14 protein-coding genes and 1 other RNA gene are annotated in these 20,629 nt (G+C 69.1%); 5 read left to right on the top strand and 10 right to left on the bottom strand.

The genetic code is table 11. From position 1 onward, the window contains the following. The 3 genes from VF697_RS35065 to VF697_RS35055 form a co-directional block, all read right to left on the bottom strand. Positions 1–1,456: thrombospondin type 3 repeat-containing protein (locus tag VF697_RS35065; RefSeq protein WP_331101927.1), on the bottom strand; the 1,456-nt coding region annotated here is incomplete at its 3' end. A gap of 118 nt (positions 1,457–1,574) precedes the next feature. Then, entirely contained in the window at positions 1,575–3,188 is a 1,614-nt protein-coding gene (locus tag VF697_RS35060; RefSeq protein WP_331101925.1) for a pitrilysin family protein, read from the bottom strand. Further along, a complete protein-coding gene (locus tag VF697_RS35055; protein ID WP_331101923.1) occupies positions 3,188–4,540 on the bottom strand; it encodes a pitrilysin family protein in 1,353 nt (450 codons plus the stop codon). Before VF697_RS35055 ends, VF697_RS35060 begins: the two co-directional genes overlap by 1 nt. A gap of 201 nt (positions 4,541–4,741) precedes the next feature. Here VF697_RS35055 and ssrA point away from each other — a divergent pair. Continuing rightward, positions 4,742–5,106, top strand: a transfer-messenger RNA (tmRNA) gene (gene ssrA / locus VF697_RS35050). A 189-nt stretch (positions 5,107–5,295) separates the two neighbouring features. Continuing rightward, positions 5,296–5,436 (top strand): hypothetical protein, encoded by a 141-nt coding sequence (locus VF697_RS35045; RefSeq protein ID WP_331101921.1) that lies wholly within the window; start codon positions 5,296–5,298, stop codon positions 5,434–5,436. A gap of 178 nt (positions 5,437–5,614) precedes the next feature. On the opposite strand, the gene VF697_RS35040 is transcribed toward VF697_RS35045, so the two are convergent. After that, positions 5,615–6,853, bottom strand: coding sequence for a lanthionine synthetase LanC family protein (locus VF697_RS35040; RefSeq protein ID WP_331101919.1), 1,239 nt, complete (start codon positions 6,851–6,853; stop codon positions 5,615–5,617). Between the two features lie 86 nt (positions 6,854–6,939). Further along, a complete protein-coding gene (locus tag VF697_RS35035; protein WP_331101917.1) occupies positions 6,940–7,113 on the bottom strand; it encodes a hypothetical protein in 174 nt (57 codons plus the stop codon). A gap of 247 nt (positions 7,114–7,360) precedes the next feature. Here VF697_RS35035 and VF697_RS35030 point away from each other — a divergent pair, with 247 nt between their 5' ends. Continuing rightward, positions 7,361–10,630: a lantibiotic dehydratase gene (locus VF697_RS35030; protein WP_331101915.1), complete on the top strand. Its 3,270-nt coding sequence runs from the start codon at positions 7,361–7,363 to the stop codon at positions 10,628–10,630. Here VF697_RS35030 and VF697_RS35025 read toward each other — a convergent pair. Then, entirely contained in the window at positions 10,563–12,116 is a 1,554-nt protein-coding gene (locus VF697_RS35025) for an FAD-dependent monooxygenase (protein WP_331101914.1), read from the bottom strand. The genes VF697_RS35030 and VF697_RS35025 overlap by 68 nt on opposite strands. 122 nt (positions 12,117–12,238) lie before the next feature. Then, positions 12,239–13,297: a hypothetical protein gene (locus VF697_RS35020; protein WP_331101913.1), complete on the bottom strand. Its 1,059-nt coding sequence runs from the start codon at positions 13,295–13,297 to the stop codon at positions 12,239–12,241. Positions 13,298–13,683: 386 nt separating this feature from the next. Between VF697_RS35020 and VF697_RS35015 the strand changes: the two genes are divergently transcribed. Further along, positions 13,684–14,724, top strand: coding sequence for a hypothetical protein (locus VF697_RS35015; protein WP_331101911.1), 1,041 nt, complete (start codon positions 13,684–13,686; stop codon positions 14,722–14,724). 54 nt (positions 14,725–14,778) lie between these two features. On the opposite strand, the gene VF697_RS35010 is transcribed toward VF697_RS35015, so the two are convergent. After that, positions 14,779–16,953 (bottom strand): DPP IV N-terminal domain-containing protein, encoded by a 2,175-nt coding sequence (locus tag VF697_RS35010; RefSeq protein WP_331101928.1) that lies wholly within the window; start codon positions 16,951–16,953, stop codon positions 14,779–14,781. A gap of 91 nt (positions 16,954–17,044) precedes the next feature. Here VF697_RS35010 and VF697_RS35005 point away from each other — a divergent pair, with 91 nt between their 5' ends. After that, complete coding sequence (locus VF697_RS35005) at positions 17,045–17,668, top strand: glutathione S-transferase family protein (RefSeq protein WP_331101909.1); 624 nt, start codon at positions 17,045–17,047, stop codon at positions 17,666–17,668. 61 nt (positions 17,669–17,729) lie between these two features. On the opposite strand, the gene VF697_RS35000 is transcribed toward VF697_RS35005, so the two are convergent. Both VF697_RS35000 and VF697_RS34995 read right to left on the bottom strand, forming a co-directional pair. Further along, on the bottom strand, positions 17,730–19,337 hold the full coding sequence (locus VF697_RS35000) for a M28 family metallopeptidase (RefSeq protein WP_331101908.1): 1,608 nt from the start codon (positions 19,335–19,337) through the stop codon (positions 17,730–17,732). A gap of 619 nt (positions 19,338–19,956) precedes the next feature. Beyond that, positions 19,957–20,629 (bottom strand): zinc-dependent metalloprotease (locus VF697_RS34995; protein WP_331101907.1); only part of this gene is annotated, 673 nt, incomplete at its 5' end.

Below are 20,629 nucleotides of genomic sequence, written 5' to 3'. Positions count from 1 at the left end.
GCCCCAGCTCCGGGTTGCGCTCGAGCACCACGGCCACCTCGTCGAGCAGCTTGAGCGACTGCTTCTGGATGTTGGCGGAGCCTGTCTCGAAGAGGATGTTGCCCTTGATGCGGATGCGATCCGACTCGACGACGACGAGCGGCGGGTTGTCGATGGGGCAGCCATCGTTCTCGGGGGGACCGGACTCGTCGGGGCACCTGTCGACGTTGTCGGGCACCTCGTCACCGTCGGCGTCCGGGCAGCCGTCATAGCCCGCGGGGCCGGCCTTGTCGGGGCAGAGATCCTGGCCGTCGGGCACGCCATCGTTATCGGCGTCGGCGCAGCCCCCGTGGGCCTTGTCGCCAACGGAGTTCGGGCACTGGTCCTGGCCGTCGACGATGCCGTCGCCGTCGTTGTCCGGGTCCGGGCAGCCGTCGGAGTCGTTGAAGTCGTCCGCGTCCTCGGCCTCGGTGGGGCACTTGTCGCGCGAGTCGGGGACTCCATCACCGTCGGAGTCGACGAACGTCTCGTCGTAGCGGAGGGCGAGGATGACGCGCAGCTCCTCGCGGCCATAGCCGCTGCCGAGCGTCACGCCGCGGCCCACGTCCAGCTCCAGGCCCCAGCCCTGGTACACGCGAGCGCGCACGCCGGCGAGCACCTCCCAGGGCGTCTTGAGGGAGTCCGCCTGGCGGAAGTTGAAGGGGGCGGAGGTGGGGGTGGAGATGTGCATCTCGGCGAGGGCCTGCACGTCGGTGAGGCCGCCGAGGTCGGGCAGGTCCACGATGCCACCGGCGCCGAGGGTCACCTCGTTGCCCACGTAGAGGTTGAGGTACTGGGCGGGGCGGCGCAGGCGCAGGCCCACGTTGCCGAGCAGGCGCACCGGACCGAAGGCGCGCTCCACGGCGAGCCGCGGGGCCACGAGCACGCTCCGCTCGCCGAGGAAGCTGTCGCCATCGCCGGTGGGCAGGCGCACCTCGGCGGAGAGCGCGACGCCCACGGGGAAGTCCTCGGGCAGCAGGAGGAAGGCGCGAGGTTGCAGCCGCACGTCGCCGAAGCCCCGCACGCTCACGCCGGCGGCGCCGGGGAAGTTGGGAGCGTTGAGGGCGTCGCGCAGGAGCTGGAAGCGGTCACCCTGGACGAGGGTGAAGGGCACGTCCGCGGCGAGCTCCAACCGCCGGTGGAGCTGCCAGGCGAAGAGCGCGTGCGCGTCGAGCCGGTACGGGATGAGGTCCCCCAGCTTCTCGTCGCCCAGCTTGAGGGCGAGGATGCCGCGGTTGTAGTCGAACAGCAGGGCGCCCCGGAAACTCCGGACAGGCTCCGCTACGGCGCCCTCGAGGGCGATGCCGCTCTTCTGCGCGGGCGTGGCCTTCAGCGGCACGGTGTCGAAACCGCGGGTGAATGGATCAGGGTCCGCCCACGCCGCGGCGCCCGCCAGGAGCAGGCACACCACTGCGAGTCGGGTTGCTGCGCTTCGCAAGGGCCGCTCCCAGGGAGAGGCCCGGAGATCGGACCTCGACCCGGTTGCTCTTACCACCCGCTCCCGGGGGGCGGAAGAAAACCCCCCGCGGGAGTGCCCGCCGGACTACAGCCGCGCGCTACTTCTCCATGAAGGACTGGGCGGGCACGACCTGGACGGTGTCGGCCCGGATGGGCAGGGGCTGGGAGCTGAGGGCCTTGTCCTCCGCCAGCAGCTCCGGAGCCTTCGGAGAGGCGTAGGAGATGGGCGAGGGCGGCTGCTCCTTCAGCAGCTTCGCGAGCCCGTCGGCATCCTGGGTGACGAAGGCGAAGTTGAGCGCCTCGGGGCGGAGCTGCCGGCGGACGGCGGCCTGCACGGACTCGGGAGTCATCTTCGCGAGCGCGGCGCGGTACTGCTCCAGGAAGTCGGGCGTGCCGTAGAAGAGCGAGTCGATGGCGTACCCGAGCCGGCGCTGATCCGTCTGCTCCCACAGGCGGGTGTAGCCGGTGAGGAAGCCGCGGCTGAGCTCGAACTTGTCCTGGGGAATGCCCTGCTTCACCAGCCGGTCGAGGAAGTAGACGACGCCGCGGGTGGCGAACAGGCCATTGCCGGGAACCACGGGGCGGATCCACAGGGAGATGTCCTGCTGGGTGCGCGCCACGTTGGTGCGGTTGTAGGTGGTGCCGGGCTGCTCGATGAAGTGCTCGGCGTAGGCGTAGTCGCCGTAGTTGAGGCCGCGCTTCTCCCGCAGCTCGGTGAAGAGGACGCCGGAGGACTGGCGGTGCTCGCCGAGGTAGGAGAGGGCGAAGGCCACGGGGAAGAAGTCCGGGTCCCCGCGGCGCAGGGACGTGGCGTAGCCCAGGGAGACGGCGGTGGAGAGCGTGGGCTTCCGCACCACGACGGCACGGCCCCCGGTGGCGGGCACGGGAGGCAGCTCCACGCGCGGGGCGCCGGTGGCCGGGAGCGCGGACAGGCGCGAGACGACGGTCTTCTGGAGCGCCTCGTCCACCGGGCCGGCGAGGCCGATGACGAGCCGGTCCTGGGTGAAGACGCGCGCGGCGTGGGCCTTCACGTCCTCCAGGGTGAGGGACTCGAGCCCCTGCTCGGTGCCGCCCACGAAGTGCGCGTAGGGGTGGCCCTGGAAGAGGAGCGCGTCGAGCGCCACCTTGCCGAGCAGCTCGTCGTTCTCGCTGCGCAGGCCATTGCGCACGTCGCTGAGGGCGCGGGTGCGCAGCCGCTCGAACTCCTGGGGCGCGAGGCGCGGCTCGAGGAGCACGTCGGTGAAGATGTCGAGGAAGCGCGGCAGGAAGTCCTTGTGGACGCGGCCGGAGAAGACGGTGAACTCCTTGTCGGCCGTGGCGCTCAGCTCGGCGGCCATGGGGAAGAGGGCCTCGAGGAGCTGGGCGGAGGTGAGGCTCCGCGTGCCACCCTCGGAGAGCACGTCGGCGGTGAGGGAGGTGAGGCCCTCCTTGCCCTTCGGGTCATCCACCGAGCCCGTGTGGAAGACGAGCCGGAAGTTGACGATGGGGCTGGCCGGGTTGGCCTGCACGACGACCTGCATGGGCGCGGGCCGCTTCAGGGGCACCGCGGCCACGGTGTCCGGGGCCTGGGGCTCGGCGGGGGCCGGCGCGGGCTGCTGTGGGGCCTGGGGCGGAGGGGCCTCGGCCGTGGGAGCGGGCGAGGGCGTGGTGGCGCAGCCGCCGAGGCACAGCGCGGCGGAGAGGACGAGGGAGCGGGAGATGAAGGAGCGCATCACTTCTTGCCTCCGGCCGGCGTGAGGGTGAGGACGGTGCGGTTGGCGGCGGTGAGGTACTTCTTGGCGAAGGAGATCAGGTCGGACGGCTTCACCTCGGAGACCTTCTGGTAGTGGCGGGCGAGCGCGTCTGGCGTGCCGTAGATACCGGAGTACCAGGAGAGCTGGGTGGCGACGGACTTGGCGGTCTCCATGCCCATGAGGAGCCCGTAGCGGGTGTTGCTCTTGATGGCCTCGACGCGGGCGGCGTCCACCTTGCCGGTGGCGAGCTCGCGCACGGCGGCATTGAAGGCGGAGGCGACGGCGGCGCGGTGGCCCTCCTCCTGGAGGACGGCCACGAGGCTGAAGAGGTGCGGGTCGCGGTGGGGGGAGAAGTCGCTGCCAATCTCCTGGGCGAGCTGCTTGTCCAGCACGAGCTGCTTGTAGAGGGGGCTGGTGGGGCCGACGAGGTAGTCGGTGAGCACGGTCTGGATGGCGGCGTCGGAGGTGTCGAGCCGCGCGGCCGGCGTGTGCCAGGCGAAGAGGTGACGGGGCTGGGTGCTCTGGGGCCAGTCGATGTGGACGGAGCGCTCCTTCGTCTGGCGCGGCTCGGCGGGCACGGGCAGGGCGGTGCCCTTGCGGTCCCACGGGCCGTAGTGCGTGCGCACGGCCTGCATGAGCGCGTCGTCGTTGAAGTCACCGACGATGACGAGCAGGACGTTGTCCGGGGTGTACCAGCGCTCGAAGAAGGCGCGGCTGTACTGGTAGGCCTGGGGCATGGCCTTCACGTCCTCGTAGTAGCCGAGCGTGGTGTGCCCGTAGGTGTGCTGGGTGAAGGCGGTGCGGCCGAGCTCCTCCTCGATCTTCAGGTACGGCTGGGCGGCGTTCTTGTGGTACTCGCCGAGCACGGCGAGGGCCTCGGTCTGGAAGGAGGGCTCGGAGTACTCGAGGTTGCGGAAGCGATCCGCCTCGATCTGCACCAGCTTCTCCAGCCCGGCGGTGGGGCCGTACGAGTGGTAGACGGTGACGTCGTCGGAGGTGAAGGCGTTGTCGTCGTAGCCGTAGGTGCTGATGACCTTCTCGCGCTCGCCCTCGGGGAAGTTCTTCGTGCCCTTGAACATCATGTGCTCGAAGAAGTGGGCGAAGCCCGTCTTGCCCGGCTCCACCTCGTTGCGCGAGCCCACACGCACCACCGTCTGGTAGGCGATGAGGCCCGGCGAGTTGAAGGGCACGCGGACGACCGTGAGCCCGTTGGGCAGGCGGTCGACCTTCATGGGATAGGGGAAGAAGGGGGAGGCGGCGGGCTGCTCGGCGGCGGCGGGGAGGGCCGCGCTCAGCAGGAGCAGCAGGAGGGGGACGAACCTTCGGTGCATGCGTGTCCTCAGGTGGTGGAAGCACCCACGTTGGGGGAGCCGGAGAACGGCGCAGCCTACTTGCTATTCCCGCGAGCGGGCGGGCGTCGGGCGGAGGCGTTGGAGAACGACACCGCGAGGCGTCAGGAGGATTGACCGGGCGCCGTCAGCGGTTAAGGTGGATGGAGCAGTGATGCAGTGAGTGAAGTTGAAGTGCCCGAAGGGGGCGATCCGGTTTCGACGGGGGCATGGAAGTTCGAGACGCGTGCCGAGCTTGTTGGTTCGCTCGTAAAACCACTGACACAGACACAAAAGCCAACGACAACGTTGAGCTCGCGCTGGCTGCCTAACTAGCAGTTCCCTAGTGCGCGGTCCCCCCGCTCTCGGCCCGTGGGGTGGGGTAGGACCGTCATAATGCGGGCTGGCCGACGAGGGTGCCTGGACTCTCGGCGGTGAGATCATCCAGGACCGGCTCACAGAATCCCGTCCGTGGGAGTCTGGGGGACGTAACAAACCGCGGACTACGCACGTAGGGTCAAAGGACGGAAGGCTTTCGGACGCGGGTTCGATTCCCGCCGCCTCCACATTCAGAAGCCCAGCAATCTCAACGGATTGCTGGGCTTTTTCTTTGCCCTCGTTTCCTCATGTGCCCTCACTGTGCCCCTCCGGCGTCCCTGGCCGGGCGGCATGGAGTTGGGGCACAGGCCGGTCGAGTTGCTGCACCGCACTCTCCGGGGCCTCGGGCGCGAACTTCCTGCCGATGCGCCCCCATCCCCGTGGCGCCCATTGGCGCGGGAGTGCTCTCCGCGCGGGGCCTGTACGTGGTGGAGGTGGAGCTGCTCCTCTTCCTGTCCTTCTGGGCCTATGCACTCTGGCCGCGCCGCCGGGCGGTGCGGCTTTCCCATCAGAGCCGGTAGCCGACCCGGCCGCCGCAGCTGCCAGCGGCGTAGCACCCTGCCTTGAGCGAGTGCGGGAGGACGAGTTGTGGCTGGCCGATAGGAACTTCATCCGCGACAAATGGGGAGAGCGAGGCTCAGTAGGCGCTGTGGAGGGGAAGCGTCTCGCCGCAGGAGGGCTGACCGCCCGCGGAGCCGCTCAAAGGCCTCGCACGGAGAAGAGCATCGTCCGGTCCCACCCGGGCTCGATGGCAGAGGCCCCCGCCAGCAGCGCGAGTGCGACACCCGTGGCTCCCACGATGAGGCCCGGCTCCTCGGTCCACCCGAGGCGCCCGTCTGGTTGCCGCCCCCGCGCACGGAAGCCCCCCACGCCCTGCCCCGCGTGGTGCTGGTCCAGCGTGCGTTGCAGCCAGTGCCGCGCGGCCTCTCCCAGGGAGGCATCCCCGCTGGCCTGGTACAGGCGATTGAAGAAGTGCGCGAGACCAGCGGTGCCATGGCACAGCCCCGGCTCCTCGAGGCGGGCCTCCTCCTCCTGAGCCTCCCGTGCGGCGGCGCGCGCGAGCACCAGCGCGCGCGCCTCGCCCTCGGCGTCATCCAGGGCGCGCGCGCACCAGAAGAGCCCGAGCGCGACGCCGGGCGTGCCGTAGCACCAGGCGGGCCGGGTGCTGGCGGCGGGACCGGTCGGCGGGACGTAGGCGGGAGCGCGGTTGGCCCCGAGCGCCGCGCACTGGGCTTCGAGGAAGGTGCGCGCGCCCATCAACACGTCGCGACCGGCCGGCGTGAGCACCTCGGCGCGGTGTGCCCCCGCCAGGACCGCGAGCAGCCCGGCGGCCCCGTGGGCGAGGCCCAGGTCCCAGGCACCCGACGGGAAGCGCTCGCGCTTCCCCGGAGGCAGGTGCTCGGCCGGCGTCCACCAGCCGAGGCCCTGCGGCGCGCGCTGCGCGGCCTCGGTGAGGCGGACGGCGACGCGTGCGAGCAGCGCGCGCGCACGCGGGTCAGGCAGCCGCTCCAGCGCGTACACGCCCACGCCCGTCAGCCCTGAGACGAGGTCCAGCCCGTGCCCCGGCGCGGGCGCGCCAGCGGCGACCGCCTCGAGCTGCTCGTCCACCTCCTCCAACCCGTCCGCGTCCGCTGCGTCCAGGTGGGCCAGTGCCCATGCCAGTCCGGTGAAGCCCCGGAAGAGCGACGCGTCCAGCGGGACGTCGGCCGCGCGGGCCGCGGCGGCCTCCAGCAGCGCCTCCGGCTCCCCTGCATCGAGCCCCGCGCGCGCGAGGTACGCCCCCAGCAGCGCCGCGGAGGGCAGGCCGTTGTCCAGAGTGGGATCGGCGCGACGGAGGGCGCCGGCGCGCAGGGCCTCGGACACGCCCCGGGCGAGCTCGAGCGCACGGAGACGTACCGCGCCGTCGAGGACGGGATGCCAGACAGGGAGAGGGGGCATGGGGGCGGCCAGGCGACGCTCGACCGGCACCGGCCCACCGCGAGGGTGGGTCCTCGGGGAGGGCGGTGCCGTGCGGCGTCAGCGGGCTAGCAGGCGCAGATGCTTGCCTCGTACGAGTTGGAACCGCACATCTCCGGGTACATGGCGCTGGGATGGGTTCCGCCGGCGACGCCGTCCAGCAGCTTGAGCGCGCTGTCGTCCAGCGTGCGCACCGTCTCACGCTTCAGCTTGAGCTTCGTCTTCTTGGCCTTCTGGTCCATGCATGGCTCCTTCGAGGGATGCGCGAGAGCACGGGATATGCCTCCGCGGCGTCAGGCTCGACGCGTGGCTGACCACACACGGCATCGTGGTTTGAGCCACGAGCATGAGTATCAGCCGAGTGACGTGCCTTGGCTATATCGTTTCTCCGAATGTGCTCAGGCGCTGCCGCCGGGCGGGGGCTGGCATTGACGCTCCTTGCGTGCATCCACTATCCCAGGGGCGCCGACCCTCCACCCGGGACCTTCCTTGAAAGACACCAGACCTTCCACCGGGGACGCCGCCGCGTTCCGTGATGACGGCTTCATCGCCATCCGCACCCCGCTGCTGCCACTGGACGTGCTGGTGGAGTGGAGCCAGGGCCTGAAGGCCCCCGGGGCCCGCCCCGAGGAGCGCGAGGCCGCGCTCGCCGAGGACCGGGCCCTGCTGCGCCAGCGGCTGCGCGCGCACGTGGCTGACCCGGTGGTGCGCGAGGCGCTCTTCATCGCCTCGTCCTCCCTGGACGAGAGCCTGCCGGCGTGGCTGGAGCGGCCGGACTCGGAGGCGGGGCTGAAGGTGGAGCACACGCTGGTGCGCTACCTGGCGCGCATGGCGGGCCGGGCCACGCCCTTCGGCCTCTTCGCCGGGCACGCGGTGGGCAGCCTGGGAGAGGGCGCCGCGCTGCGCATGCGCGGGCGCTCCGGCATTCGCCGGCACACGCGGCTGGACATGGACTACGTCACCGCGCTCGTCGCCCACGTGTGCCGCTCGCCCGAGGCGGTGCGCGAGCTGCGCTACGTGCCCAACTCCAGCATCTACCGCGCCGGCGGCCAGCTGCGCTACATGGAGTCGCGGCAGAGCGACCGCGAGCGCTCCTACCACCTGGTGGCCGTGGAGCCCGCGCCCGTGCTGGATGCCACGCTGGAGCGAGCCGGGGCCGCCCTGGGCGGCGTCACGCTGGAGGAGCTGGCCGGGCCGCTGGCGGCGGAGGAGGACGTGCCGCGCGAGGAGGCCCTGGAGTACCTGGAGAGCCTGGTCGCCGCGCAGCTCCTGGTGCCGGCCTGGGCGCCGCTCGTCACCGGCCCGGAGCCGCTGCCCGCGCTGCTGGAGCAGGCCCGCGCCATGCCGGTGCTGGCGCCCGTCTGCGAGAAGCTGGCCGCCGTGGGCGAGGCCCTCTCTCGCATCGACGCCCAGCCCGTGGGCCTGCCGCCCGCCACGTACCGCGAGGCGGCCCGCCCGCTGGAGTCGCTGCCCGTGCCGCTGGAGATGTCCCGCCTCTTCCAGGTGGACATGTTCCGTGCCCCCGGCGAGGTGCGCCTGCCGCGCGGGGTGGTGGACGAGGTGCTGCGCGGCGTGACGGCGCTGCGGCGCATGGTGCCCGCGCAGAACGACTCGCACCCCATCGCCCGCTTCAAGCAGCGCCTGCAGGAGCGCTACGAGGGCCGCGCCGTCCCGCTGCTGGAGGCGCTGGACGAGGAGAGCGGCATCGGCTTCAGCGCCTCGCAGGCCCCCGGCGCCGGCACCGGCCCGCTGCTGGCCGGCTTCCGCTTCCCCGCCAAGGGAGAGCGCGAGGGCCCTCGCTGGGAGCCGCGCTGGACGTACCTGCTGCACCGGATGGAGGAGGTGCGCCGGAGCGGTGCGCGGGAGCTGGTGCTCGACGAGGCGGACGTGAAGGCCATGGAGGCGCCGAAGGGCGCGGAGCTGCCGGAGGCCTTCGGCGTGGTGGGCTCGGTGCTGGCGGAGTCGGCCGCGGCGGTGGACGCGGGGCGCTTCCGCTTCCTCTTCGAGAACGTGCACGGCCCGTCGGGCGCCGTGTACCTGGGGCGCTTCTGCCACGGCGACGCGACGCTGGAGGAGGCGGTGCGCCGCTACCTGCGCGCCGAGGAGGCCCTGCGCCCGGACGCCCTCTTCGCCGAGGTGGTGCACCTGCCCGAGGGCCGCGTGGGCAACGTCATCTGCCGCCCCGCGCTGCGCGGGCACGACCTGGTGTTCCTCGGGCAGTCGGGCGTGGCGCCGGAGGCGCGCATTCCCATGTCGGACCTGTGGGTGTCCGTGGAGGAGGGGCGCGTGGTGCTGCGCTCCCAGCGGCTGGGGCGCGAGGTGATTCCGCGCATGTCCAATGCCCACAACTTCAGCGCGCGCGGGTTGGGGGCGTACCGCTTCCTCTGCGCGCTCCAGTCCCAGGGGCGCGGGGGCCTGTCGTTCCAGTGGGGCCCGCTGAGGGACTCGCCCTTCCTGCCCCGGGTGGTGCTGGGGCGCGTGGTGCTGGAGCCGGCCACATGGACCGTGCGGGCCGCCACGGTGCGGGCCTGGGGCGAGGCGCGCGGCGTGGCCCGCTTCGACGCCGTGCAGCGCTACCGCGAGGAGGTGGGGCTGCCCCGCTGGGTGTGCCTGCGTGATGGGGACAACCAGCTCCCGGTGGACCTGGACAACGTGCTGTGCGTGGAGACGCTGGTGCAGCTCGTCCGCTCACGCTCGCAGGCCACGCTGGAGGAGCTGCTGCCCGGCCCGGACGACGTGTGCGTGGAGGGCGAGACGGGGCGGTACACGCACGAGGTGGTCATCCCCTTCGTGCGCCGGCAGCCGGAGGCGGTGCCCTCCGTGAGCGGCGCGCACGCTTCAGGCGCTCCGGCCAGCGCCAGCCCGAATGCGCCCTTCAAGCGTCGCTTCCCACCCGGCTCGGAGTGGCTGTACCTCAAGCTGTACGCGGGCACGGGCACGTTGGAGCGGCTGCTGCGCACCTCGCTGCGGCAGGCCGTGCGGAAGGTGGAGGCCTCGGGCGCGGCGGACCGGTGGTTCTTCATTCGCTACCACGACCCGGAGCCGCATGTGCGGCTGCGCTTCCACGGTGACCCGCGCCGGCTGGAGTCCGAGGTCTGGCCGGTGCTGCGCGAGACGTGCGAGGCCGCGCTGGCGGTGGACGAGGCGTGGCGCGTGCAACTCGACACCTACGAGCGCGAGCTGGAGCGCTACGGCGGCCCCGCCGGCATGGAGGCGTGCGAGGTCCTCTTCCACGCCGACAGCGAGGCGGTGCTCGCCCTCCTGGAAGCCTACCCGGGAGACGAGGGAGCCGACGCCCGCTGGCGCCTGGCCCTCAGGGGACTGGACGGGTTGCTGGACGCCCTGTCGCTGAGCCTGGAGCAGAAGCTGGCGGTGACGCGGAAGCTGCGCCAGAGCTTCGGGGCCGAGCACAAGGTGGAGAAGCGCTTCGAGGAGCAGCTCAACACGCGCTACCGCAAGGAGAGCCGGGCCCTGGAGGCGCTGCTGCGTGCCACGCCCGCCGACGGCGGCCCCTGGCGCCCGGGGCTGGAAATCCTCCAGCACCGGGCCGGGCGGCTGGCGCCGGTGGCCGAGGCGCTGCGGCGGGCCGAGGCGGAGGGCCGGCTCACCGCACCGGTGGATGCGCTGGCTGGCAGCTTCCTGCACATGCACGTCAACCGGATGCTGCCAGCCGACCAGCGGGCCCAGGAGCTCATTCTTTATGACTTCCTCTCCCGCCTGTATCGTTCGCGTCAGGCCCGGCTGAAGACTCAGGCATGAGCGAGCCGCAACCTTCCCCCCAGCAGCAATTGGGCGGTCCGAACCAGGTGGTGAGGGCGTCACGAAGGCCCTGGTCCGTGCCGTCTCCGACCCACGCGACGTGTCCGTCGGGCCGAATCAACACGGCAGTGGGAGCAGCGACCTCGCCGAGCACCGGGAGCTCCCACACCCCCGCGTATCGAGCGTCGAGCCGTTGAACCCGCTCCGCCCATGGAGCGATGTCGAGGGCGCCGGGCTCACCGAGATTGAGCAGTACCGGTCGGGCATCGTGCAGCAGGGTGAACACCCGCCGGGGGCCGTTGGCGGTGACCAGGTCGAGATCGGGCATGCGGCGCCCGAGCAGCGGGTGTCCCGTGCCGAGGTCGTAGCGAATGTCCAGACCCGACATCATCCCGGCGTATCGCTTGCGAGGCTCGTCCATCCTCAGCAGATCGGACAGGGTCTCGCGCAAGGCCTTCGTCCGTTCGTCGCCGCGGTTGAGCGCCGTTTGCGCCATGGTGCTCTTGAGCACGCGCGCACCGATCGGGTGCCGCTCGGCTTGGTAGGTATCGAGCAGGCTCTCCGGCGATGTGCCGTTGACCACTTGGGCCAGCTTCCATCCCAGGTTCACGGCGTCCTGGACACCGAGGTTGAGTCCTTGTCCGCCCGCCGGGGAATGCACGTGCGCCGCGTCGCCGGCCAGGAGCACCCGTCTCTCTCGGTAGGACGCCGCCTGGCGGGTCGTATCGGTGAACCTCGAGAGCCACGTGACGTTGTGAACACCGTAGTCGGTCCCGTAGACGGCGATGAGCGCCTCGCGAAGGTCGCCCAGGGTCGGCTCGTCGCCCTGCTTGACGTGCTGCTCGGTCGACACCACCCGCACGCGCTTCCCGTCCTCGAGTCTGCTGAGGCCATGGATGCCCTTGTCATCACGGCGGATGCCCCACTCCGGCTCGCTGGTCAGCTCGACCTCGGCAATCAAGTAGCTGGTGGACGGCTCCCACCCCGGGAAGTCGATACCGGCTTTCTTGCGGATCAGGCTGCGACCGCCGTCGCATCCGACGAGGTACTTCGCCCGCAGCGAACGGCCGTCGGACAGCTCGACGTCGACGCCGGTGTCGTCCTGGGCAAAGCCCGTCACCTCACGTCCGCGATAGAGCGGTACCTCCAGCTCGCCGACCCAGGCGGCGAGTATGCGTTCGATGCCTTCCTGCCACAGCGCGAGCCCGTAGTTGTGGCGAGTGGGAAAATCACTGATGTCGAGAGGGTTCATCGCGAAGCCCGCGACCTGAGCGATCTTCCCTTGCGCGATGAAGCGATCCGCGATTCCACGCTGATCGAGCACCTCGAGGGTGCGTGAATGCAGACCGCCTGCGCGCGAGCCGGCGAGGTCCTGGCTGGCACGCCGCTCGACAATGGCGACGTCAACCCGCGCCAACGCCAGCTCGCCCGCCAACATCAGCCCCGTCGGACCTCCTCCAGCGATCACCACCGCATGCGTTGTCATGGCCGATGACTGTGCAACATGACCTGGGGCTTGCCGCAAGCCCCCGTCGTATAGGAAGCGCTCCAGGCCCTGCCTGTGGCATGGACGGCGCGGCAGCAGCGCAGACGCGGAGGAGGCTTCCCTCAGAGTTCCTCGATGGAAGAGGAGCTCCTCGAGAAATAGCTGAACACCAGCGCGCAGATCATCAGCAGCAGCAACACCGCGATTCCGCGATGCTGCCACACCGACTTGGCCAGCTTGGTGGCCATGAAGCTGACCTTGCCGGAATGGATGTTGTAGTATGTCGCGGACTTGTCGCCGAGCCGGTCGCTGTACTGGCTCCGCATGAGTTCCCTGGGCGTGGTTGGGCTGAACCACCTCATCTTGGGCTCCCGGGGAGAGTGCGTCTTGCGCGTCATCCATTTCTCAGCGGTCAGTTTCAGCACCTTGGCGCTCCTGTCGCCCTCGATGCTGTCGAGCGCCAGCTTGACCACGTCGCGAAGCCGCTGCTGGACCAGGAGATTGGGTTGGGGCGCCCTCTCCGGATGGATGTCCGTGAAACGAACACGGGGAAATGCCGAGAATTTCTCCTTATCAATCTGCAGGTGCAAGACCTTGATCATGTGATAGGCGACCCGGCTCTTGTAGTCATAGTCCTGGGTGATGACCTTTTTTGTCTTGCCGTACCCGATCAGCTCCTCCTTCAGGCTGGCATTCCACTCCCTGTGGAGCACACCAATGGGAGCCATGAGCACGCGGTCGGCCTCCGCCTCCTGGCCATTCTGCCGGAGATATTTCTGGATGAGCTCATAGGCGATGACCAGCGAGTCCCCGGTGTCGACGTAATCAATGAGGATGAGCGTCTTTCCCCTGGTCTCGCTGAGCGGTAGGTATTTGGCGATGTAGCCCGCCATGTTCAGACTCAGCTCGACCTCCGCCTTCTTGTCATTCTCCATGGACACGCTGAGCGGCAACTCCACGGTCTCGATTCCGGGGAAGAACTGACGCATGAACTCCATCAGGACCACCGGACTGCGGCCCAGACCGACATAGAGGAAGTCGTTGTGCTCGTCCTGGGCGATCAGGTGTTGAGCGAACGAGTAGAAGCCCGCCAGATCCTTGTCCGTGAGCAGCCGGTGCTCACCGTAGGACCCCACGTAGTCGGGCTTGCTGCTGACTGAAGTGTCTTTCTTGGGAGGCATGATCCAGAGTCCTCGGAGGCAAGGAAGGGCGGCCCGAGTGTACAGAAACCAGCATTTCAGGGAAAGTGAGCCTGCTCCGATTCCGTTGACGCCCAAGGTGGGATGAAGGAGCCCTGGGACGTCCACGACCGAGGGCAAGCAGAAAAGGAAGTGCCGCGGCTTCACGCCGGAGCTCCAGGCGGAGGCAGTCCGGCGGGTGCAATTGCCCGGCGCAGCAGCCATCGTCCCTGGAAGCTCCTGGAGGTGACGAAAAGTAGTACCCCTCCTTCTGGAACATCCTCAGCGGCCCCCATTTTTCATGCGCTCGAGGAAGAGTACGCTGACTATTCAACACTGTAGTCAAAGGCGCGTCTGCGTCGAATACAGGGAACGAAGGAGGGTGCCCGATGAGTGCCAACTGGATGGCCAGCATTCCTAACAACAATCTGTTGCTCAAAGAGATCACGATGCCCGGGAGCCACGACGCGGGGGTCTCGCGCGTGCACGGCTCGAACAAGTTGGCCGGCTGGGTCGTCGGCAAGTCAGGCTACGTCTGCCAGGAGTACGACATCGCCGGTCAGCTGAACGCCGGCTCGCGCTTCTTCGACGTCCGCTTCTCCATGAAGAGCGGCGTTCCCACGACCGTGCACGCGACAGCCGGGAGCGGCGGGTGGGGTGAGAGCGCGGAGAGCATCTTCAAGGCGATCAAGGCGCATCTCGATACGAACGACCAGGAGATCGTGATCGTGCGCGTGTCCCACACGGACGCGACGGCCGGCGCGGCGGTCTACCGGGAGCAATTGAAGCACCTGGGGGCGCGTGCCCACGCGTGCCCACCCCAAACGAACCTGGCGATGCAGAAGCTTGAGGACCTGAGGGGGAAGGTGATCGTGGCCTACGCGTCGGACGCGATCGCATCCCCGAGATCCTCCGATGGGCAGATCCGGTTCGGAAAGGCGAGCAAGGAGAGCCGGCTAGGCATCGTCACCTGCGGCGAGTATGCCAATTCGAATGATATGGCCCTCATCAATTACAAGCAGCTCAAGAGGACGAACGAGCACCGGGAAGGGAAGTGCAACGACCACAGCGGCGACGACCACCTGTTCATGCTGTACTGGCAGATGACCGGCGGCGACGTCGGCACGAACACCACGAAGGGCGGCGACCTTCCCGATGACCCGGGCAGTCTCGTCAAGGCCAACGGGACGCACTACAACCTGCCCTTCCTGCTGAAATGGCTCAACGGCGACGTCGCTGGGAGCGCGACGCACGGCCACACATTTTCTAGTAACTCCACGCAGTCGTATCCGAAGCCAGACGTAAACCGCTGCGAATGGGTCCCGAACGTGATCAACCTCGACTTCGTCAACGCCGAGGTCTGCTCCAGGATCATCGCGTTCAACGAGGCGAAGCTGAGAGCTGCCGGGAAGTGGGACGCCGACGCCTGATGCGACTCTGACCGTTCCCCCAACGCGGGCAGGATTCGAACGTCCGGGTCAGCGCTACAGATTTTCCTTGAAGTGGCGCATCAATCGCTCCCAGCGCCGCTGGCTGACAAGCGGATCCAGGACCATGTGCGTGAAGCCGCTGAGGGGCAGCACTTCGTGGGGCTTTCCCGCGCGGAAGAGTGCGTCCGATAGTTTGAGCGAGTGTGAGAAGAAGACGTTGTCGTCCGCCGTGCCGTGGATGAGCAGGAGCCTGCCCATGGGTGCGTCTGCCTTCACGTAGGTGAGCAGGGAGCTCTTTTCGTACGCCTCCGGATGCTCCTGGGGCAGGCCCAGGTAGCGCTCGGGCACATGGGAGTCATAGTCCCGCCAGTCCACCACCGGGGCGCCCGCTACCGCGGCCTTGAAGACCTCCGGCCGCCTCAGGGCAGCCATGGCGGACATGTACCCGCCGTGACTCCAGCCCTGGATGCCCACGCGGCCCAGGTCGAGCTCCGGCACCTCGGCGGCGAGCGCCTGGAGGGCGGCTATCTGGTCCTCCAGCACGATGCTGGCGAAGTCGTACTTCAGCACGCGCTCCCACTCGCGGCCCCGGAGCATGGTGCCGCGTCCGTCCAGCTTCACGACGAGGAAGCCCTGGTCCGCCATCCACTGCGGCAGGAGGCTCTGCGCCATGCTCTGATGCACGAGGGGAAACGCCGCCCCGTATATCTCCACGATGACGGGCAGCTTCACGCCGGGCTTGAAGTCGCGCGGGCGGACGATGGAGGCCCAGAACCGCCTCGGGCCCACCTGGCGCACCTCCAGTTGGGGGATGAACGGAGGCTCCTTCGCCACGGAGGGCAGCTCGCCCACGCGCGTCCCGTCCGCCCGCAGCACCTGGAAACGCCGCAGACTCCGAGGCCCCTCGGAGGCCACGACGAGCAGGTCTCCCGTCCGGGACACGAGTCCCGTCTCCAGCGCGGGGCCTCCCGCCTCGGAGGTCACCCGGGCCGGCGGCTCCCCCGTCTTCACGCGCCACAGGTAGCGCTCGGTGGGGTTGGGGCCCCCGACGAAGTAAAGCGTCTCTTCCTTCTCCAGGTACCTCACGAGGCCACGGAACCCGCCGCCCGGCGGCACCAGCGAGCGCTCGAGGCTCCCATCCGCCTTGCGCAGCTCCACCTCGGGGCCGCCGTTGCGCTCGGTGTGCCAGAGGAAGCCGCTGCCGTCCTCCAGCCAGTGGGGGAAGTCCTGGTTGAGGCTCACCCAGGCCTCATCCTTCTCGGTGTGCAGTGGGCGCGTCCCGCCGGTGCGCACGTCCACGGCGAGCATCCGCACCTCGGTCTGCGCGCGGTTCTGCACGACGAGTGTGAGGGGGGCGCCCTTGTTCCACTTCACGGTGGCCAGGTACGGGTACTCCTCCGCGTCCCACGCCACCCATGTCGTCCTACCGCCCGTCACCGGGATGATGCCCAGGCGCACCTTCGCGTTGGGCTTGCCCGGACGCGGGTAGGCCACCGTGTCGCCGCCGCGCTCGGGGTGCGCCGGGTCCAACAGGGTGAGCTTCTCCACGCCCGAGGTGTCGGACTCGGTGTAGGCCATGAGTTTCGCGTCCGGGCTCCACCAGTAGCCCATGAAGCGGCCCAGCTCCTCCTGGGCGATGAACTCGGCCAGGCCGTGCGTCTTGTCGGCGGTGCCGCCCGTGGTGACGCGCTGCTCGCGATGGGTGGCCAGGTCCACGCGGTACACATCGTGGTCCCGGACGTACGCCACCTGCTTGCCATCCGGAGAGAAGCGCGGGTCGATGAGGCCCGGCCTCGTAGCCAGCTCCGTCACCTTCCCGGAGGCGCGCTCCAGGACGTACGGCTTGCCAGAGAGGGAGAGGAGGAGCCGGTCTCCCCGCGCGGAGAGCTCGTAGGAGGTGAAGCCGCGGGACCGGACGCGCATGCGCTCGCGCCGCGCCTGCTCCTCGGCGGAGAGCGTCTCCTCGGCGCCGTGGAGGAGCCCCTCGGGGGTGAGCAGCTCGCGTGTCTGGCCGGTGGCCACGTCGAAGGAGAAGAGCGTCAGGACATTGGACGTGGGCTCGCTGCGCAGGAAGAGGACGGTCTTCTCGTCGGGGGTGATGTTTGGGGCGACGGGCCGGCCGCTGTTGAAGTTGCGGGTCTCCGTGAGCTCGTGGAGGAAGGAAGGGGCGGGCTGGGCGAGAGCGGAGGCGCTCAGGAAGACGAGCGCCGCGGCCAGGGGGTTGCGCATGGGCGGCTTGGAGAGAAGAGGGCAGGTGTCGGAACGAGTCACTCCGCCACGAATCGGGGTAGGGTGGCGGCAAACCAGAGGGGAACAAACCATGTCCGACGAACTCGTCTTCTACACCAACCCGATGTCGCGTGGCCGGATCGTGCGCTGGATGCTCGAGGAGGTCGGGCAGCCCTATCGGACCGAGTTGCTCGATTTCGGCACGACGATGAAGGCGCCCGCCTATCTGGCGATCAACCCGATGGGCAAGGTCCCGGCGCTGCGCCACGGCGACACCGTCGTCACCGAAGCGGCGGCCATCTGCGCCTATCTCGCCGACGCCTTCCCGAAGGCGGGTCTGGCCCCCGCGTCGGGCAGCCGCGAGCGTGGCGCCTACTATCGCTGGATGTTCTTCGGCGCCGGCCCTGTCGAGTCGTCCGTCACCAACAAGGCCATGGGTTTCCAGATCCCGCCCGAGCGATCCGGGGCCTCGGGCTATGGCAGCCTCGACGCGGTCCTCAACGCGCTCGAGGGCGCGGTGTCGCGTGGCGACTACCTCGTCGGTGACCGCTTCAGCGCCGCGGACCTCTATGTTGGCTCGCAGATCGGCTGGGGCATGCAGTTCGGCACCATCGAGAAGCGCCCGGCCTTCGAGCGCTATGTCGGACGCATCAACCAGCGTCCCGCCGCCATCCGCGCCCGCGAGATCGACGACGCCCTGCTGCCGAAGAAGTAGCCGACACCTCGAGGGGCTCACCTCTGGGCAGCGGGGTTCGCCACGCTTGCTCCGAGGTGAGTCACTCGCCGCGACTGGCGTCACGGATCGGCCGGAACTCGTTGCCCTCTCTCCAGTTGGGCCATCGATGCGAGTCGGCCAGGCGGCGGCCCAGCTCGAAGAACAGGCGCACGTCCTCCGCCATACCCGTCAGGTCCCACTCGGGGCGGAACTCGTCGGTGACCTTGTGGTAGTCGTTCAGGGTGTAGCGCCGCACCGCCGCTTGACCGGCTGGGATGCCCCCCTGCACCAGGTCCACACCGCTCTTCGTATAGACGACGGGTACGCCCACCTTGGCGAATGAGATGTGATCAGAGCGGTAGAAGAAACCCTGCTCCGGCGCATCCTCCTCGGTGAGGTAGCGCTGCTCGGGCCCGGCGACGTCTTCCAGAATGTCCTCGAGCTCGGAGGCGCCGCGGTTGACGACCACCACATCCCGGGTGGGGCCGCTGACGTTCAGGATGTCGAAGTTGATGCCCGCCACGGTCTTGGCGAGCGGGAACACCGGGTGCTGCGTGTAATACCACGAGCCCCAGAAGCCACTCTCCTCGGCGGTCGTCGCCAGGAAGAGGATCGAGCGCTTCGGCGCGGGATTCAGGGCGGTGAAGGCCTTGGCCAGCTCGAGCAGGGCCGCGGTTCCGGTGGCGTTGTCCACCGCGCCGTTGAAGATCTTGTCGCCCGGGAGGCTGTCGTTCTTGCCGATATGGTCCCAGTGCGCCATGTAGATGATGACCTCCTCGGGCCGCTGACGTCCCGGCAGCAGCCCGAGCACGTTGCGCGACTGGCTGGTGGCCAGCGAGTGGTACATCTGGGTGGAGGCCTTCAAGCCGAGTGGCACTGGCTGGAAGTCCTTGCGCCTCGCCCGCTCCTTGAGGGTGGCGAAGTCCAGACCGGCCGCGGAGAACAGGCGCCCGGTCGCATCGCGGGTGATCCACCCCTCGAGCGCCAGCCGCTCGGGGCTTCCCGGCGCGGGCGGGATGTCGAAGCGGGGGTGATCAGCCCAGCTGCCGACCACCACGCCCCAGGGGTAGCCCGCGGGCGCATCCTCGTGGACGATCAACACCCCCGCGGCCCCGCGCCGCATCGCCTCCTCATACTTGTAGCTCCAGCGCCCGTAGTAGGTCATCCGCCGGCCCAGGAAGTCGCCGCTCTCCAGGCCATAATCCGGATCGTTGACGAGCACGACGAGGGTCTTGCCCCGCACATCCATGCCCTTGAAGTCATCCCAACCCACCGCCGGCGCGCTGACGCCGTAGCCGACGAAGACGAGCTCGCTTTCCGTGAGCGACACCCACTCGGTGAGCCGCCGGTTCCAGACCACCACGTCCTCGATGGAGGCGAGGTCGAAAGGCGCCGCGCCTCCCGTGATGTGCAGCCGGGTGGAGGGATCCGGAGTGATTTGGACCAGGGGGACGGTCTGGAACCAGTCGCCGTGATTGCCTGGCTGCAGACCGAGACTCGCGAACTGATCTCGCAGGTACGTAACGGTGAGTTCCTCTCCACGGGTGGCTGGGGCGCGTCCCTCGAACGCGTCCGAGGCCAGCACCTGGATATGGGTCGAGAGTCCCTCCGCGGAGATGCGTTGTGCGGCGTGGGGAGGTGGAACGCCGTAGGCAACTCCAGCGCTCACGAGGACAGCGGATAAAGAAGCGAATAGCTGGCGATGCGTGATCATCGAGGGGAATACCTCTCCGCGAATACTTCGCGAGCTCCACGGGAGTGGGTGGGTTGTTCCCCACGACAAGGCAAGGCATGTGCCACCTTCCCTCGGACACTCACCGGGGACACCCCGCGCCGGCCCAGGCATTGGGCATGCGGGGGACCGGGCTCTTTGGAGCTATCTCACCGGTGTCGGTCGACATGTCGCCAGACATGTCGCCACGCCTGATTCGACATGTCGCTCGGAGGGTCCGCGGGGTGCATCGACCCGGTTGGAGGGCGAGCATCCATGGGAAGCGTCACCCTCGCGGGGGCTCGAGGTGGCGGACTCGAGCGAGAGCGCCGAGGCGGTGCTCTGCCAGCTGGCGCAGCTGCGCGGAGGAGCGCCCACGTACGGGCTCGAGCCGAAGCCCACGTCCCCTGTCCGCCGCACCGCCAGAAGCTGCTCAACTCCGGCAGCTTCGGATGCCCGCGGACCGGGGAGCCGCGGGCACCGCATGTCCACAGGCCACGATGCCCAGGAGTACGGTGCCCGCGAGCAGCGGGCCCCACGGCGTCATGGATGGACCCGGGGGCTGTCGCTCCGTTTCTCAGTACAGGTAAGACAGCGCGGTCTTGTCGGAGCTGCTCCACTCGCCGGACTCGGTCGCCCGGAAGCAGGAGTTCATGATCGACCCGCCCACCCGGGCATCGGACGGCGTGCCGGGGATGAGGATGGCACCCACGTTGGAGGCTCCCTCGTTGCTGGTGGCGCCGCCGCAGCTGATGGACCGATCGTAGTAGTCCGAGTGGCGGAAGCCGATGCAGTGGCCGAGCTCGTGGGTGATGACGTGCTCGCTCACGTCCACGCTGTAGCTCTGCAGCCCGGTGCCGATATTGATGGTGCCGTAGGGCTTGCCGCCCGAGGGGAAGCCCGCGGAGCCGCCGGTGCCGCTCGTGGTCCTCGCGCTGATGGTCGCGCTGCAGTCGGCGGCCGAGCCGCGCACCATGGTAAAGGAGAGGTTCTGGCTATTGTAATTCTCGATGGCCAGATCAAGGCCCGCGCTGAGCGTGCTGTAGCCGTTGAACTGGGAGGTGGGGATGACGCAGATCTTCGTCACGCTGCTGCTGACGAGATTGGTCGTCCGGTACTGCTCGGCGCTCCCGGTGGACTGGAGCATCTCGAGGGACGCCTGGTGGGTCACGTGAGCGTCGTTGCCCACGTACACGTCACCATCGACGATCTTGATGTCGTCGGCCCGATAGCCGGCCTCGATCAGGTTG

The organism is Archangium sp. (assembly GCF_036388035.1).
In the GTDB taxonomy this organism is placed as follows: domain Bacteria; phylum Myxococcota; class Myxococcia; order Myxococcales; family Myxococcaceae; genus Archangium.
Note: the sequence above shows the minus strand (reverse complement) of the source record. Positions and strands in the feature narration are given on the sequence as shown.